This window comes from Campylobacter concisus (assembly GCF_002912425.1).
Classification (GTDB): domain Bacteria; phylum Campylobacterota; class Campylobacteria; order Campylobacterales; family Campylobacteraceae; genus Campylobacter_A; species Campylobacter_A concisus_AH.
Genome location: NZ_POYR01000039.1, coordinates 19,431 through 36,995 on the forward strand (window position 1 = coordinate 19,431; position 17,565 = coordinate 36,995).

General features: G+C 34.0%; 15 protein-coding genes and 1 CRISPR repeat array (1 of these 16 cut by a window edge). All 15 genes read left to right on the top strand.

The window, feature by feature from the left end:
- Positions 1-352: a CRISPR direct-repeat array (repeat unit 33 nt; unit sequence GATACAAATTTCCCCGATCTAGGGGATTGAAAC) (it extends 668 nt beyond the left edge of the window).
- 406 nt (positions 353-758) lie between these two features.
- The 15 genes from CYP84_RS02050 to CYP84_RS02120 all read left to right on the top strand — a co-directional run bounded on the left by CYP84_RS02050 (position 759) and on the right by CYP84_RS02120 (position 17,306).
- Positions 759-1,427 (top strand): hypothetical protein, encoded by a 669-nt coding sequence (locus CYP84_RS02050; RefSeq protein ID WP_103636500.1) that lies wholly within the window; start codon positions 759-761, stop codon positions 1,425-1,427.
- A 143-nt stretch (positions 1,428-1,570) separates the two neighbouring features.
- On the top strand, positions 1,571-3,082 hold the full coding sequence (locus CYP84_RS02055) for a Cas10/Cmr2 second palm domain-containing protein (protein ID WP_103636501.1): 1,512 nt from the start codon (positions 1,571-1,573) through the stop codon (positions 3,080-3,082).
- Positions 3,079-3,630, top strand: a complete 552-nt coding sequence (locus CYP84_RS02060) for an RAMP superfamily CRISPR-associated protein (protein WP_103636502.1) — start codon at positions 3,079-3,081, stop codon at positions 3,628-3,630. The genes CYP84_RS02055 and CYP84_RS02060 overlap by 4 nt, the downstream gene beginning before the upstream one ends.
- Positions 3,630-5,114 (top strand): hypothetical protein, encoded by a 1,485-nt coding sequence (locus CYP84_RS02065; RefSeq protein WP_103636503.1) that lies wholly within the window; start codon positions 3,630-3,632, stop codon positions 5,112-5,114. Before CYP84_RS02060 ends, CYP84_RS02065 begins: the two co-directional genes overlap by 1 nt.
- A complete protein-coding gene (locus CYP84_RS02070; protein WP_103636504.1) occupies positions 5,111-6,415 on the top strand; it encodes an RAMP superfamily CRISPR-associated protein in 1,305 nt (434 codons plus the stop codon). The genes CYP84_RS02065 and CYP84_RS02070 overlap by 4 nt, the downstream gene beginning before the upstream one ends.
- The gene (locus tag CYP84_RS02075; RefSeq protein WP_103636505.1) at positions 6,402-6,824 is read left to right on the top strand and encodes a TIGR04423 family type III CRISPR-associated protein; all 423 of its coding nucleotides are present in this window, start codon (positions 6,402-6,404) and stop codon (positions 6,822-6,824) included. The genes CYP84_RS02070 and CYP84_RS02075 overlap by 14 nt, the downstream gene beginning before the upstream one ends.
- Positions 6,821-8,560 carry a TIGR03986 family type III CRISPR-associated RAMP protein gene (locus CYP84_RS02080; RefSeq protein WP_103636506.1) on the top strand — a complete coding sequence of 580 codons (1,740 nt, stop codon included), beginning with the start codon at positions 6,821-6,823 and terminating at the stop codon, positions 8,558-8,560. The genes CYP84_RS02075 and CYP84_RS02080 overlap by 4 nt, the downstream gene beginning before the upstream one ends.
- Before the next feature lies 1 nt (position 8,561).
- Entirely contained in the window at positions 8,562-9,356 is a 795-nt protein-coding gene (locus CYP84_RS02085) for a TM1812 family CRISPR-associated protein (RefSeq protein ID WP_103636507.1), read from the top strand.
- A 1-nt stretch (position 9,357) separates the two neighbouring features.
- Positions 9,358-10,638, top strand: a complete 1,281-nt coding sequence (gene csx2 / locus CYP84_RS02090; RefSeq protein ID WP_103636508.1) for a TIGR02221 family CRISPR-associated protein — start codon at positions 9,358-9,360, stop codon at positions 10,636-10,638.
- A complete protein-coding gene (gene csx20, locus CYP84_RS02095; protein WP_180996361.1) occupies positions 10,635-11,015 on the top strand; it encodes a CRISPR-associated protein Csx20 in 381 nt (126 codons plus the stop codon). The genes csx2 and csx20 overlap by 4 nt, the downstream gene beginning before the upstream one ends.
- Entirely contained in the window at positions 11,015-12,016 is a 1,002-nt protein-coding gene (locus CYP84_RS02100) for a helix-turn-helix transcriptional regulator (protein WP_180996362.1), read from the top strand. The genes csx20 and CYP84_RS02100 overlap by 1 nt, the downstream gene beginning before the upstream one ends.
- Positions 12,017-12,292: 276 nt before the next feature.
- Positions 12,293-12,949, top strand: a complete 657-nt coding sequence (locus CYP84_RS02105; RefSeq protein WP_103636511.1) for a tRNA 2-selenouridine synthase — start codon at positions 12,293-12,295, stop codon at positions 12,947-12,949.
- Positions 12,949-13,107 carry a diadenosine tetraphosphate hydrolase gene (locus CYP84_RS02110; protein ID WP_103636512.1) on the top strand — a complete coding sequence of 53 codons (159 nt, stop codon included), beginning with the start codon at positions 12,949-12,951 and terminating at the stop codon, positions 13,105-13,107. The genes CYP84_RS02105 and CYP84_RS02110 overlap by 1 nt, the downstream gene beginning before the upstream one ends.
- Positions 13,104-13,733 carry a tRNA 2-selenouridine synthase gene (locus CYP84_RS02115; protein ID WP_103636513.1) on the top strand — a complete coding sequence of 210 codons (630 nt, stop codon included), beginning with the start codon at positions 13,104-13,106 and terminating at the stop codon, positions 13,731-13,733. Before CYP84_RS02110 ends, CYP84_RS02115 begins: the two co-directional genes overlap by 4 nt.
- 12 nt (positions 13,734-13,745) lie before the next feature.
- Positions 13,746-17,306, top strand: coding sequence for an Mbeg1-like protein (locus tag CYP84_RS02120; protein WP_103636514.1), 3,561 nt, complete (start codon positions 13,746-13,748; stop codon positions 17,304-17,306).
- Positions 17,307-17,565 lie beyond the last annotated feature (259 nt).

The window sequence follows — 17,565 nt, forward strand, 5'->3', positions numbered from 1 at the left end:
AATTAGATACAAATTTCCCCGATCTAGGGGATTGAAACGTTATAGCAAAAACAGCAAAAGCTAAGGTGGCTAAAATAGCTGATTAGATACAAATTTCCCCGATCTAGGGGATTGAAACACAAATTTTGATGAGAACATTTCATATAGATATACATATCATCTGATACAAATTTCCCCGATCTAGGGGATTGAAACTAATTCTAGCCATTCAACGCTTTTTGCAAGGTCTAGTCCTTGATCTGATACAAATTTCCCCGATCTAGGGGATTGAAACGTGATACCAACATCTATCTTCGAGCTCAAAATAGAGCTCTATCTGATACAAATTTCCCCGATCTAGGGGATTGAAACATTTTTCTAAATTTTGCTTACGGAGCTGGTGTTATAAGATTAGATACAAATTCCCCGATCTAGGGGATTGAAACTAAAATTACTTTGTTAAACATCTTTTTTCCTTTATAGGATTAGATACAAATTTCCCAGATCTATGGTATTGAAACAGCTAGTATTATTAAACTAGCAATTATTGTTGCATGTCCTAAATCTGATACAAATTTCCCCGATATATGGGAATGAAGCAGGTAGGTGCATCTAGCATAGTTCCCAAGTATTAATTCATAGATATATTTCATTTTAGTTATTTTTTAGCTGTTATATAAAAAAATAATCGTCATATTGACCGTATATGACAACGAAACTTTTTATAATTGCCTCCGAAGTTGATGCTAAAGCGTCAATAAAAAAATTAAGGAGTTTTTATGAAAAAGATCGCATTATCTTTAATGGTTGCAGGAGTTGTAAGCTCTGCTTTTGCTAGTGAGGCTGCTAATCTAGCTAATATAGCACCTACTAATCACGACAAAGTTGCCATCGCGCTAGATACTTACTACAAAGGTACTGACATATGGGGCGCTTCCTCTTTTGCTCTTGGCTTTGATGGTAAATATGGCTTAGTGCAAGCTGCTAATGGCGAGCTATACTTCCGCTTAGCAGGTCATGCTGGCGTTAGAAGCAAGGATGTGCATAGATTTCTCGAGATAGGTGGCGGACTTGGCTGGTCTCAAAAGCTATCTGAAAATCAGTTTGTAGCACTTGAGACAAACTACAAATACGGCCTTGTTACTGGCAACATCGGCAGTGATCTTAAAAACTGGCGAGAATACGGCGTGCAAGCAACATACGGCTATAGGGTGGCTGAGTGGCTAAGTGTCGGTGTGAGTGGATCTTACGATAAAACTCAATATGATCTATATGCCATCAAAAATATCAAGGGCTCTACATACGGCTTTGGCGTGCCTATATCTATAAGTATCTCAAAGGGAGCAAACCTTAATATATATGGCGGCTATCAAAGCCAAAGACTAGATGGTAGCGACCTAAAAAAGGGACAACCTATAGTGACTTTGGGTATCACGGCGAAATTTTAGTTCATAGTAGCCAAGGCGTATGCTTTGGCTAAATGTTTCTTTTTAGAAATATTTTAACTAAATTTGCAAGCCTTAACTCTTTTTAAGTAAATGAAATATGAATTTAAATAAAATGTCAAATATGATGCAAAAAAGGAGACTATATGGAGTACCTATATGGTGTGAGCATTCAAGGGATACAAGAATATATCTACTCTACAAATAAACTACAAGAGATAGTTGGCGCAAGTGAAATAATCGACTCTTTAGGGCAAAAATTTAAAGATAAGAAAAAAGACGATGGGCCATTGTTTGCTATATTTGACGAGCTAAAAGAGAGTGGCTTGGTTAAGGAAATTTTACTAAATGCTGCTGGAAATTTCAGAGCTATAGTAAATGGCAAAGAAAATTTAAGCAAGATAGTCCTTGAGCTACCTAAAAAAATAATGCAAAATGCTTATGGTATCACGGTCTCTCAAGCCGCTGTTAAGTACGATGGATATAAAGAGTCTTCTAAAAAGCTCGAGGAAAATCTCAAAATCCAACGTAACCGCCCAACTCTGCCACTTGATATGAGTATAAATTTTATGCTTCTAGCGCCAAAAACTGCTAGGGGTGTTGTAAAATTTAGTGATGATAGGCTAGACATCTCGTGCGTGCAAAAGAGAAAGTCGCATGATAGATGGTTTAACAAACGCCGAACAGAGCACAACGAAGAAGATGACATTAAATTTGCTGAGCTAAAAGAGTTTAGCGATATCTCAAATAAGAAACATAAACTAGCAGTTATCCACGCTGATGGCAACGGCCTTGGGGTGCTAGTGAAAAACCTAGCGCAGATCGTGGATAGCATTGGTAAAACAGAAGCTATAGTTAATTTTTCAGAGGCACTAGATAGATCTACAAAGTCTGCATTTGCTAATGCCAAAAAAAGGACAAAAGAGACATTTGGTGATAGTTTAAAGATAAAGGCGCTGATACTAAGTGGCGATGATATGACGGCAGTTTGTGACGCAGATATTGCACTGGAATTTACTAAAAATTTCATAGAGGAATTTGAAAATGAAACCGAAAGAGAAAAGTCTTATATCGGGCGAAAACTAACAATGTGTGCTGGCATAGCATACTGCAATGAGAAATTTCCATTTCACTACGCTGTTAGCTTAGCAGAGGAGCTTTGCGGTGTGGCTAAAAAACACTCTAAAAATAAATATCCAAAAGAGAGCGCTGCTCCAAGCTGCGTGATGTTTCATAACGTTCAAAGCTCGAATTTCCAAAGCTGGGATAATTTCATAAAAGATGAGCTTACGATAAAAAACAAAGGTGATAACATCAGGTGCGACTTTGGTCCATACTATCTAAATAAAGATGGCGAAGCAAATATAGATGCTTTTGTAAATTTAGCAAAAATTTATAGTGGCGAAAAAAGTCCAAAAGGCAAGCTAAGAGAGTGGATCAAAGAGCTTGGTATAAATGAGAATTTAGCCAAGATGATGTTAGATAGGATAAACGATATGCTTGAAAATAGGGGTAAATTTGATAAGTCTTTGGATGAGTTTTACAAGGGACTATCTTGTGAAAATTTGATAATAGAAAAAGATCAGTCGCAAAAAACTCCGATCTATGATCTGCTACAAATTTTATCTGCTACTTATAGTCTTGGAGGCAAAAAATGACAATAAGTTATGAGCTTAAATTTTTCGACTACTGGCACGTTAGTAGTGGGCTTAGTGGCGGCGCTGCCTTAGATAGCTATGTGGTTAAAGATAGTTTTGGACTTCCTTATGTCCCTGGAAAGACTATAAAAGGCTTGGTGCGCGAGATGGCGGAGCTGTTTTGGAGCAAAGAGGACATAGATAGATGTTTCGGCTCAAGAGGTAGAGAAAATAAGCAAAACGACAACGATGATACAACGCAGGCACAATGCTACTTTAGCAGTGCAACGCTAGATCAAAAAACGGCTGATGAGATCATATCGAACAATCTTGTGCATAATCTCTTTGACGTTATCTCATCAACGATGGTTGATAAAAATGGCATAGCTGTTGATAAATCGCTAAGAGATATCGAGGTGGTTTTGCCTATTAGCCTAAAAGGAACGATAGAAAATGTAGATGAGAAATTTGCCAAAGAGCTGGAGCGATCTTTAAAGATGATAAAGAGGATGGGGCTAAACCGCAACAGAGGCCTTGGTAGATGCGAATTTGTAGTGAAGGGGTTATGATGAGAGAGCTAAAATTTGAGATAACTTTTAAAAGTCCAATCATATTGCAAGCGGCCTCAAATACACAGGGCAAGATGAGCCTGCTTGATTTTATACCTGGAAGTGCATTTTTAGGTATGGTAGCTAGCAGATACAGTGAATTTAGCGATCCATTTAAAATTTTTCATAGTGGGGCGGTGAAATTTTGTGACGCATCGCCTATTAAAGATGGCAAGGAATTTTTTAAGATCCCACTCTCTTATTTTCATGAAAAGCTTGATAGCAGCAAAATTTATAACCACCATCTGCTTTGTAAATATAACGCTAATGACAGGGATAAATTTGAGGATTTTATCCAGCTAAAACAGATGAGAAGTGGCTATATAAATGATGAAAACGAGCAGCTAAGCTTTATTTATGACTTTTCTCAAAAAAGTGCCTATGATAAAAAAGTAAGACGCTCTAAAGATAGTCAAATGTATGACTATGAGGCATTTAGAGCTGGACAAAAGTGGAAATTTGGCGTTAAATTTGATGAAAGCGTTAGTCAAAATGAGATAGACCTGGTAAAAGAAACTCTTGAGCGCTCAACTAGACTTGGTAAGTCAAAAAGTGCTGAATATGGTGCTGTAAAGATAGAATTTATCGGTGAGCAAAAAGACGAAAATAAAAATTTTACACCGCCAGAAAAATATACTTTTATATATGCTAAATCCAGACTTGCACTTACCGACGAAAACGGCAATCCAAGCTACGATGTAAGGTATATCTTGCCAAATTTGAGCGAAAATAACATAGACTATGGCAAAACGCAGATCAGAGTATCTCAGTTTACCCCTTATAATGGTGCTAGAGCTACAAAAGACTATGAGCGAATTTGTATAAATAAGGGCAGCGTCATCGCACTAAAAGATCTAAGTAATGAGCAGATAGCTGAGCTAAAAAATGGCGTTGGAGCATACTTAAGCGAAGGCTTTGGCGAAGTTTTGATAAATCCGCTATTTTTAAGTGGCGGAGATGAAAAAGATAGAGCAATAAGCTTTAAAAATGATGAAAAAGATAAGCCAGCAAATATAAAAATAGAGATAAAAAGCGATTTGGCTAATTTCTTAAGTAAAAAGGAAAAAGATAGAGCGAAAACTCTTACAATAGCTGAGAATGTGGCTAAATTTATAGATGCTAACAAGGCTAAATTTAGCGATATATCAAACTCTCAGTGGGGAGCGATAAGGTCGATATGTAGAGATGTTGCTACTAATGATAGTGTGCTTGACGACAAAGAGACTAAAATCAGCAACCAAACTACCGAAGAAAAAGACAAAAATATAGCTGGTCAGATATCCAAATTTATACGTAATGGCATTCGAAAAGCAAACTGGGATTGTGAAAAAGAAACTGGTAATGGTCATGTGCTTTTAAAAGCCATAAAAGAGAGCAAAAATTCGCTTAAATTTACACTGCTCTTATCGATGCAAATGCCAAAAGCCACAGGAGAAAAGAGATGAAAAGATTTTTAGCACACATTGTTATAAAGGCCAAAACTCCGCTAAAAGTTGGAGGTGGCAAGAATGATCTTTTTTACGATGCGCCTATACAAAGGGACTTTAATGGCTTACCTATGATACTTGGCACTTCGGTCGCAGGGATACTAAGAAGAGCGTTTGAAGAGTATGTCGGAGAAGAAGCGGCAAATGAAATTTTTGGAACAAAAGGCAAAGATAGTAAAAATTTAGTTGGCTCAAGACTTGTGGTGTCAAATGCACTGCTTGTTGATGAAAATGGTATGGTTTGTGAAGAATTGCTTTCAAAAAAGAGCAAATTTTTACAGCTTTTTGACAGCTTGCCTATCAGAGATCACGTAGCTATAAATGCAAATGGCACAGCAAAAGACGCTGGAAAATTTGATGAAGAGGTAGTTTTTAGCGGAAGTAGATTTAAATTTTCATTAGAACTTGCAGGGACAAAAGATGAGTTTGAGAGGATACTAAATTTACTTTCAGATCCCGCTCTAAGGCTTGGTGGTGGAAGCTCAAAAGGCTTTGGTGCTTTGGCGATCAATGATATAAAATGGGGTGAATTTGATCTTTGCAACTATAAAAGTAGCTTAAATGATAGCCCTGAGGGCTTTGTAAATTTTGATCTAAAAAGCAAGCCAAATGAGAATTTTATAAGATATGAGCTTGCGATAGCTGCGGATGATTTTTTTATGTTTGGAAGTGGATTTGGTGATGTAGATGCTGATCACATGCCAGTTACTGAAAGCGTGGTTGATTATGAAACTAAAGAGCTTAGCGAGCAAAAGATTTTAATCCCTGCTAGCTCAATCAAAGGTGCTTTATCGCATAGAACGGCGTTTCATTACAATAAAATAAAAAAAGAATTTGAAAACGATGGTAAGGTCGGTAGCGAAAATAAAGCTGTAAGGGAAATTTTTGGCTATGAAAAAAATAAAAATGAAAATGGCGCTAAAGGTAAAATTTTAATAAGCGATTGCTTTTTAAACTACAAACCAAGCAATGAGTCAAAAGTCTTTGAGCATGTTAGCATAGATCGCTTCACTGGTGGAGCTATAGATGCGGCCTTGTTTCAAGAAAAAGCGGTTGCTAAAAAAGATAAATTTACGATAGAAATTTTACTTAGAAATAACGTGAGTGATGACGCGCTAGGAGCATTTGAACAAAGTCTGGATGATGTGGTAAAAGGACGTTTATCACTTGGTGGAGCGACCACTAAGGGCTATGGATTTTTTAAAGGCGAAGCCACAAAAAATGGCGAAGAATTGGAGCTAAAAAATGAAAAAAAATAGAGATGAAATTTTAAAATACGTTAATAGCCTTGCTGGTTACGAAGGCTACATCCAACTAATGAGCAAGAAAATCGATGAAAAACATATCTTTTTTGCTGGAGAAAGAAGCCCTAGCCTTAGTGAAGGCGAGCTAATTTATGAGGCACATTTTTTTAGTTCAAGTCAAAATAAAAGTATATTTATACGTCAGATAAATGATGGCTGGTTTGTTGATGAGACGGATCTAGGTAGCGTAAAACTAAGCGAGGATGACGTAAAAGTCTTTTATGCAAAGTCTAGCGACATCAAGATAAAAATGGCCCAAATTTGGATAGAAGAGGATGACGAGCTTTGCGAAGGGCTGCCTGTTTTGAAATTTAAAAAGTCTGCTTTTGCTGGTTTTATAAGAGATGAAAAGGATGAAAAATGATAACCGCTCCTTATAATTTTGTACCATTAAATGAAAAAATATTTTACCCGCCTTGGGCTAGTGAAGACATACTTAAAAACATCCACGACGTGCCATTTAAAGATGGCGAAAGCGGTGTAATAGAGGTCGAAATAACAGCAAAAAGTCCTATTTTTATAAAGGATAGTAAGAATCGCACCGAATTTTGTCACTTTACAAACGAAAATGGTGGCAAAGAGTACTACATACCTGCAACTAGCATAAAAGGAATGATACGAAATGTCCTTGAGATAATGAGCTTTAGTAAAATTCGTATAGACGAAGGGAAGCATAAAAAACATCTTAGTGTTAGGGACATGACGGATAGAAAAAATTTAGTCGGACAGGCTGATGGTTGTGGCTTTTTAGTTAAAAATGGCAATAGTTATATGATTGAAGAATGTGTAGATATTCGAACAATAAATTTACGCAATGACGAAAATTATAAGGACATAAAAAAACTAGAAACTGCTAAGGATAAATACACAAAATTTGGCTTATTAAAAGAGATAAATTTTACTCCTTATAATGAGAAGTCGCAAAATAGATCAGGGCAAAATATAACCATTAAGCGAGCTAAATTTGATAGGCAAGGAATAATAGGCATTTTAGTTTTTACGGGTCAAATAGGGAATAAAACACACGAATTTATCTTTGCTAAAAGCGGTAACAAATTTGCGTTAGATAAGAATATTTTTGAAAATTTTAAAAGTGTATATTTTGATGATGAAGAATCAATAGATGGTCAATTTTGGAAAAGGCAGTTTAATAAAGGTATGCCAGTACCAATTTTTTACAACAAGGACAAAACTGCTATTGGCTTGACGCAACTTTTTAAACTAGCCTACAAAAAAACCATTTTTGAAGCAGCAAAGCAGGAAAGTGACGAAACAAAATATGATCTTGCTGAGACTATTTTTGGAACAGTTAGGGGCAAAAAGGCTATAAAGGGACGAGTATATTTCTCACATTTTAAATCAACAATTGAGAGGTTTGAAGCTCAAAAGACCGAACAAGGGATATTTGGCACACCAAATCCTAGCTATTATCCAAACTACTTAGAGCAAAATGGTGATAAATACATAACACTTATGGACACAACTGCTAGGATAAGAGGCTACAAACGATATCCTTTGCACTCTGGAGTAGAGCAACTAAACATAGGAAATGGCAACAAAGATATGGTAGTTGAGTTTAAGCCGCTTCCAGCAAATAGCGTATTTAAAGGCAAAATCGCATTTCACAACCTTAAAAAAGTCGAAATAGGAGCACTAATAAGTGCTATAACTTTTCATGGTAGAAGTGATAAATGCATGCATAATATTGGCTTTGCAAAACCTTATGGATATGGAAAAATAGATATTAAACTTACATTAAAAGACCTAAAATATAGCCAAGACGAATATCTAAAAGAATTTGAAAAACAAATGAATGAATTTGTACCAAATTGGCTTAATAAAAAACAACTAGCTGAGCTTATATCAATGGCAAGCACTAGCTATAAGATATCAAGGCTACTTCAATATCAACAACTAGAAAATCCAAAGTCAGATTATTTAAAAAATACTGGAGTAGAGAAAAACGAATTTACTGGAGCTAAAAATTATAGCGAGAGCTTAAACGAATACTCAAAAATGATTATATATACAAAGCCTCAAAAAAAGCAGAATAATCAAAATAATCAAAGTCGCTGGAACTACGGAAAAGGAAGAATATAGAATGAATAAATACCAAAATAGAGAACTTCAAAAAATAATTGTTTCGCTTCTAGGAAGCTCACTTTTAGGAGTTAAAGCGTTTTTGATAATAACTGGGGTAGCTGTCTTTTTTGCATGGCTACCTGATGGTATGTCTGCATTGCTAGATAAAATTTTTGGAGGAGAAATTTTTACTTGGAGTGCAAAAGATGGAACTATGCTAGTTCAAATTTTAGGCTCAGTTGCAATATTCTTGCTAGTTAAGCAAATAATCCCAAAAAACATTGCTAATGTAGAGATAAGCATAAATAATGAACCTAAAAAAGCAAAAGCATTGGTGCTATTTTTAAGTCCGAATTCAAGTGAAGAAGAAAAGTTGGAAAAATTTAAAAGCCTTGAAGGCTTTAAATCTAACAACTATTTTATGCCTCTTACTGCGATTGACTACCATAAAAATAGGCTCACAAAATTAGTCATCGCTTGCTCTGATCAGTCCTTTAATGATAAGGATAAATTTTCAAAATGTGTGCAAAATATTTTTGGTAGCAATATCGCAAAAATTATAGAGATAAAGAGTGCTGGCGACTTTGAAAAAGCTAAAAATGTCTATGATTTTTTAGAAAATACGTATGAAGAGCTTAAAAAAGAGGGCTTTAAAGAGGATGATATCGTATTTGACGTTACTGGTGGCCAAAAAGTAATAGCCATAGCTGGAGCAATGTTTGCGATACCAAATGATAGGCATTTACAGTATGTTTCTACAAATGATTATAGTGTTAGACACTATGACTTAATATATTCACAAAGTGAGGAATAAAATGGCTAAAATTCTAATAAGCTCATTGGGGACTGGTAGTAGAGATCAAAATACTCGTTGTTACAAAACAACCGACTATGAAATAGAAGGAAAAATCTATAAGAATAAAACTCTTATAGCTGATGTCTTATGCAATCATATAGGCATAGATAAACTATTTTTAGTCGGCACAAAAGATTCTGTATGGGATAGCGTATACGAAGAATTTGGTGGCGATAGACAAATTGCGGTACAAATAGATACAGATAAAAGAAACAAAAATGATACGGAATTTTTAAGGATCGTTAAAGAACAAATTCAAAATAAACTTGGAGAGAGTGGCTCGGAGTGTTATATTATAAAATACGGAATAAACGAAGACGAACTCTGGTCAAATTTTGATAAATATTTGCAAATCATGAATAATATTTCAAAAGATGACGAGGTATATCTAGACATAACACATTCATTTAGATCACTTTCTTTAATGAGTTTTGTAATGAGTGAGTTTTGTGCAAATACACGCGATTATAATCTAAATATAAAAGGCGTATATTATGGAATGTTTGAGGCTTCGAAAAAAAACGAAGATGGAAGGACTATAGCTCCAATAGTAAATTTAAAGATGTTTTTTGAGCTTTTAGAATGGTCAAAAGCTATAAAAAATCTAAAATACTATGGAAATGGCTATGAGTTGATTGCCCTTATAAACAAATCCAAACAACCTGAGAAAATAAAAAATAGTTATATGGACTTTTCCTATGCATTAAGTATGTCAGATATTAGTGCGATACAAAAGAGCGTAAGGTCTTTAAGTAAAGATATTTTTGATTTTAGTGATCCTAAAGAGCATATATTAAAGATAATAGCTAATGATATAAAGGATTTTATAGATATTTTTAGAATAGATAAAATTTCAGATTTACAAATAGAGTTAGCTTCATGGTATGCTGAGAATAAAAATTTTGCTATGGCTTACATGACATTGGCTGAAGTCGTCCCTAGTTTAATATGCGAACAAAATGGTAAGGATCCTGCAGATAGAGATGCAAGAGAAAATGCCAAATATACTTTAAGAAAATATAAAGGAAGTAAAAATTACAACTCTGAGCATAAAAAAGCAGCAGAAATATATTTTAAAGTAAATAATATTAGGGTCAACATAGCACATAAACTCGTAGAGGGTGATCAAAGGTCTAACTCTGATCCAAGAAATAGTGCAAATAACATACTAATTTATATAGACCAAATTAAGGCTATGAAAAAAATACACTTTAAACTACAAGAAAGACCATTAAGGTGAAAACTCTTTTTATTTTAATGAATCATGCTCTAACGCCAGAACAAGAGGAGGATGCGAGAGATAATTTAAAAATTGAGAAATTTGTAAATATAGCTGACGCAAAGTGGAGTGACATAGACCCGTTTGAAAAAAGTGTAGTAAATGTCATAAATATCTACAAAGATAGACTTACGCAGCAGGCTAGTGCTGGCGATGTGTTGTTAGTTCAAGGTGACTTTGGAGCAACATATAACATGATAAAATTCGCAAAAAATATGGGTTTGACCGTCATATATGCTACTACAAAGCGTATAGTAAGCGAATATATAGAAAATGGAAAAGTTGTAACAAAACGAGAATTTAAACATGCAAGATTTAGAGAATATGAGGATTTATAATGGCAGAGTTAAACAATAAAACATTAATTATTTTTGAAATTTTAAAAAAATTAGTAAAAAAACGAGAAATTTATCCATCAGATGCAGAGCTTTTAGATGAATTTGGCATACAAGAAAGAACGCTAAGAAGATATATAGAAGAGATCAAAATTTTATTTGAGGATTCATTTATAGTGGAAAACAAGCTTGTAAAAAATGCCAAAAGACCTATGGGTGTATTAAGAGTAGCTGATAAGAATAAAGACATAGTCATCGTTTTAGAGTATCTTTTAAAAAATAGCAACAATCTAGGCTGGCTAATCACTTTACTAAATGAAAACGACCCTAGCTTATTGGAAGATTTAGAGAAACATGAAAAAGAGGTATCTAAGCAGCTACAAGAAGATTCTGATATATTTTTATTTAAGACAAATCCTTTAGAAAATTTACAAGATGAGCCTAGCAAAAGGTATTTGAGTGAGCTTCGTAATGCAGTTGCAAACAGAGAATACCGAGACATTAAGTATAGATATATCGGTGAAGTCGAAAATTTAACCGATGCAAAATGCCTAAAAATAGTCTTTACTGATGGAAATTGGTATTTGGCTATAGAGGATGCTAACGAAAATTTTAGGCTTTTAAGGGTGGCTTTTATAGTATCTTTAAGCAAAAGTTCAAAAAACTATCAAAAAAAGATTTTGTCAAAGTACAAGACGTATTTTAATAAAATACAAAATGCCATGAGCTTGCCATCAAATACGCCACAAAGAGCCCTACTTAAAGCCTCTCCTAAGGTAGCTATATATTTTCGTAAAGGCATGAAGAGTTTTTTCCCATCTCAAAGATTTGAAAGGGCTTTAGAGGATGGCAGTGTTACGTTTAGTATAGATTTTACTCAGGATATAGAAATTTTACCTTTCATAAAGAGATGGCTCCCAGATATCGAGATATTAGAGCCAAAAAGCCTAAGAGATAAATTTAAAGAGGATTTAAAAATTGCTCTTGATTTATTAGATAAATAATAAAGTATAAATAATACAAAAGAATAACCTATGTTTACAGGTATTCTGATGTTTAAACACCAACAGCATTTTTAATTAAGTATTGTGCAATAATTTTTTCTTCGATGCAGTGAGTTTTTTACCTTTCTTCTCATAATATAAATTGTATTTACTAATAATAAAATCATAGCAGAGATCATAAGAACGGTGAGTATTATTGAGCGTGTAATAAATTAATAATATTATAATTTCAAAGACAATAAAATAAGCAAAATAAATTTTCTAAAAGGATATAGGATGAAATTTATAGGCATTATACTTCTACTGCTAACAAGCATATTTTTAATAGCCTGCTCTGCAAACCAAACAAGCAACAAGATAAACAACTCTGAACTAGAAAATTTAGCTAGTAAATATGGTGGGGTTTATATATTTAATCAAAAATTTGTTGAGGAGATAGAGAAAAGGGAAGCTGAGAGAAAAGAACTAAGCAAATCGCTTGGAGATAAGATAAGGTCAAATCCTAGAAAAATAAAACAAGGGGATAAATTTATAACAATATATGATGTTGATATGACTTTAATCAATAAACAACTTCCTCAGACCCTCTCAAATGGCAAGCCATACTACACTAGATGGATAGATTATGAAAACCAAACTGGCAAAAAAGCTGAAATTCCTGGAACTTATATAAATAAAATAAAAGAATTTATGGGAGATGATTTTTTTAAAGAAGAGCCTAGAATTTATCCTAAATATATGTACTTTGATGGAAAGGAAATGGTTGTAATAAAAATATATCTTTCATATGACTACATCAAAACTAAATATGGTTTATTTGGCGATGAAAATAGAGGCATATCATTTAAACAAGATACATTTGGGGTAAAGTCTGGTGATAATATCTTTTATTTGATAAACGGCAAATTTGAAAGAGTAAGCAAGGACAAATAATGCAAACTAAAAAATCAAGTAAAGAACTAATAAACTGCTTTAAAGACTACATAGACATTGCAGATGCTTCTTATGCTCTTTTACATAACGTTTTTAAGAATGAAAGAAACGGGTTAGATGATCTAAATGATAAACCAAACAAAAAGGATATAGGATGAAATTTATAGGCATTATACTTCTACTACTAACAAGCATATTTTTAATAGCCTGCTCTGCAAATCAAGCAAGCAATAAGATAAGCAACTCAGAACTAGAAAATTTAGCTAGTAAATATGGTGGAGTTTATGTATTTAATGAGAAATTTGAAAAAGAGATAGACAAGCAAGAGCAAATAAGGGATAGTAAGAGAAAAGAAATTTTAGAAAGAATAAAGACAATACCTAACAAAAATGAGAGAAATAAAAAAATGAGAGAAATTTTAAAGCTAGAATTTTATGACAATCCTAAAATGCAACAAATTCTCTCAAATGGCAAGCCATACTTTAAGGGTGGCACATCCAGTAAAATTTCAGAAAGCTGCTATGAAGAAATTTATAAATTTATAGGTGATGAAAATTTAAAAAAATATAAACCTTGGATATTTTCAAATCTATACTACAAAGATAAAGACGAAAGTATTGTTCAAATTTCATGTACTGTTGCTTATGAGAGAGTAAAAACACAATACGGCTTATTTGGAGATGAAGCCAAAGGTATTAGTTTTAAGAAAAATAGCTTCGAAAGTCTTGGCGGTGGTAATAAATTTATACTAGTAAATGGTAAATTTATAAAAGCAGAAAAATAAAAAGGATCTATTGTGAAATCAAATAAGACTAGTAAAGAATTAATAAACTGCTTTAAAGACTACATTGACATTGCAGATGCCTCTTACGCTCTTTTACATAATATTTTTGAGAATGAAGAAGGGGAGTTAGATAGATTATTAAAAAAGCATGGGTTGGAAAATTTATCAGAAAATACAATAAATTCATGTAAAAAAGAAGAAATTGATAATCCTGTTTGGAGATATGCAGATGACATAACGATAGGTGATACAATTAATGAAAATAATGAAACTGATACATCACAGACAAACAATAGAAAACTAGGAGACCCCACAGCTTATGCTCTAGCAATAGAAGCTAACTTTATGGCTGATAAAATAGTTAAAAAGCCAGTTGGCGAAAAGGGAGAATTGAAAGATGTAAAACTGGATAATGATGTTAAAAATTTTATATATTACGACAAAGACTCAAAAGAACAAAGACTAATTGTCGGTAAAGATGAAATTTATACCATTTCCCCTCGCACAAAGCTATTTGTCAATCGCTACGAGCTAGTAAAGCACATACCAAACCAAAAATCAGGCTTTAGCTCGACAGTGTTTTATGACACTGCTAAGTCAAACTACATCATAGGTTTTAGAGGAACTGAGATAAAGGGAAACGACTTTGTTGATGACTTTTTTATGGCTATTACCTCTAAGGCCATTATGCAGATATCTGCACTAACATCACTTCAATCAAGTATGGTTGAAGCTATAAATTCTCATAGCTCAAATTTAAATAATTTAGATGAAACGGATAATAACTCTTTAAATTTAAACCAAGAGCAAGCATCTAGTAGCCCTAAGGAGGTCATCCTATCAGGTCACTCACTAGGCGGTCACCTAGCACAGATATATGCTGTTACATTTAAAGATAGTGGAGTAAAAGAGCTATATACCTATAATGCTCCAGGAATTTATGGTGGGATAATTGGCTCGGCTTTTACTTGGGTGGTAAGGTTTCTTAGTCTTATAGCTAAAGGCATAGTAAGAGGGGCAAAGTATGTAGCAAGACTTATCGACCCAAATGGCTTTATGGGAAAGCTAGTAAATTCTGCTTTTAATAAGATAAAAAGTATGCTTGGTTTTAAAGATGACAAGAGCACGGTGAAAGAGTGTGTAAGTGCAGTTGAGAAGAACGATAAGGCGTGCAAGACTCTCTCAAATAAAGATACAAATCTGAATATAAAAAAGGCTAGCAAGGGTGATGATCTAGGCATAGAGATACATCATATAGAAAGTGTAAAGCAACATATCAGTAAAGATGGGGATGGCTATGAAAGAGATTGGCATATGTTATGGGAGCCTACGCTTTCTGCTATATCTGATCTTGGGTTTAAACTAGGTGTTGGTATGGCTGATGAGATAGAGTATAAAAACACTGATAACAGACACTTGATCAATATACTAGTTAGATCACACTCACTAAAAGATAGTGTGATGGTCCTATACTTGATGTGCTACCTCTTAGAACATAAAGAAAACGCAAGCAAGATAGAGGGCAAAGATATAGCAAGTGCTCTAGACTATATAAATGAGTATATCCAGTCACTTAAATTTAAACTAAGATGTATAAGGATGAAGCTAAATTTAGATGTGGATATAGATAGTATAAGCAATACTTCAATGCTTGATACACCTTTATATATATTTTACGCTTATCTTAATCTCTTTTATGAGTATGGGAAATTTAGTGATGATAAATTTAAACAAGATATGGTTGGATATATCATCGAGAATTTAGGTAAAAATATAGATAAAAATAGTGAGAAAGAGGCTCACTTAGTTAAGCTTCTAGATGCTGATGATATAGAAAAACTAAATGCCGCGCAGATAGTAAGCAGTGCTAGAGCTGGCGATATAGATATGCTAGTGGCGATATGTGCTTTAAATTTATTTGTCTTTGATAAGAAGATAGAAAAAGATGAGCTAGGTAAATACTTCTCTTATAACAAAAACATCTATAAGAGCATAACAACCCTGTGTGATAACAAGGTAGATATAAAGCTTGCTACTACGTATGTAAAAGATAGGATAGAGATACTAAAAAGCATAATAAACCTAAGATACACTAGCTACAAAAAACTTGAAGAGAACGAGAATTTCCTAGCTAGCGTTAGCTCTAGTGATGTAAGCTCTAGCGATGAAGCGATAGTTATAGCGCATAAGCCATCAACTTTAAGCAATAACGATATAGCACGCAATAATAAACTAGCAACTGAGGATATAAGAGCTCTTGCAAATGAGAGCTTTGGGGATATCTTTCATAAAAAAGAAAACACTCTTAGTGTAAGTGCTGAAGATAAAAGCATCATAGACGCGGCGGTCTTAAATGATATATTTAAACTAGATAGTGAAAATATGGAGCAAAGAGTATATCTAGGCTCTATGCTTCTAAACACCGCCACAGAGCAATCAGACTATCCACTATACTTTAAAAATGAAGAGAGCGGGGAGGAGGAAAGCTCAAACGCTGTATCCTTTGCTCACCAGCCAAGAGATGAGGAAAAAGACAAAGGAAGACTAACTATTGATTATAAAAACCAACGAGCTTGTGTGCTAAACTACTCTTTGCTAAACAAGAGCCTAAATATAGATCTAAAGCCAACAAACAAAGAGACAAAAGAGTCGCTTGAAAAGGCAAATGAGAGGATAAGCTTAGAAAAGAAAAGTAGTGCACTAAGTGCTGGCGGTACTGCCTTTGCTAATCCAATAATAGAAGATGACGTGGTAGTTTGCCCACATGGTGGCCATGTGATATTAAAAAGTAGAGCAGGCAAAAGCATAAGGTCAGACGATCAAGGCGTGATACTTGACATTGACTTTATCAACTCACCGATAGTTGGCTGCTCAGCACATAATCCTTGCACCAAGGTGGCATATGTGCCAAGAGCGGCTCTTAGTCTAAAAAGTATGAATAACCACTATGCTGTCATGCAAGACCTAGTGCCAGCGTGCCTAAGCAACACTAGCTCACCGCTAAGGTGCATAAAAAAAGAAAATAGGATAAAGCTAGCTCATAGCGTAGGTAGCCCAACATCTGAAAACAATAATGCTGCGGTGGTAAATCCAAATTTAAATAGCGCTCACATAAGACTTCATGTAAAATCAGCCCTTAATCAAGCAGACAACCTTGCTGTTTGCATATATAAGCTAAATGATGTGGAGCATAAAAACCAAGAGGGATTTAAAGAGATGGAGCTAAATTTAGATGAGGGCTCTGATGTAAAAGACAAGAAGCTAAAAGAGTATCTAAGCTCTCGCTTTAGAGAGGATAAATTTAGTATCGCATCATTTAACTTCAAATACTCGCTCATGGATAAGAATTTCATCTTTATAACACCTAAATATATAGAGTCTATATACAAAAATACAACGCTTCCAAAAAGTGGTATAGGATTTTTCCAGTTTGTAGATGATATAAGCGATGAGAGTAATCTTATCTATGTCACACCTAGCAAGGCAAAGACGGTGGATATAAAATTTGCTTGCGGGCTTGATAGCAAATATAATGATGATATAAATACAACTAAAACAGTAGTGGTGGCTTAATAGCCATCTCTCTTAAAAAACTAAAAGCGACAATCCATATACCCTTTCGAAATTCTCAGTGCTATAGCTTTAATTATTCTTAATGTTTTTTATTAACTCATTATGTAGAAACTTAGATATTTTATCTATGAAAATATTTTTTATAGATATATGAATGTCTCAAGAAGGAAAAATGGTTTCTTGGTAACTTAAAATAAAATAAATATTGTTTTTAATATTAAAATTTATTTTTTATATTTACTTAAATAATAGATATAAC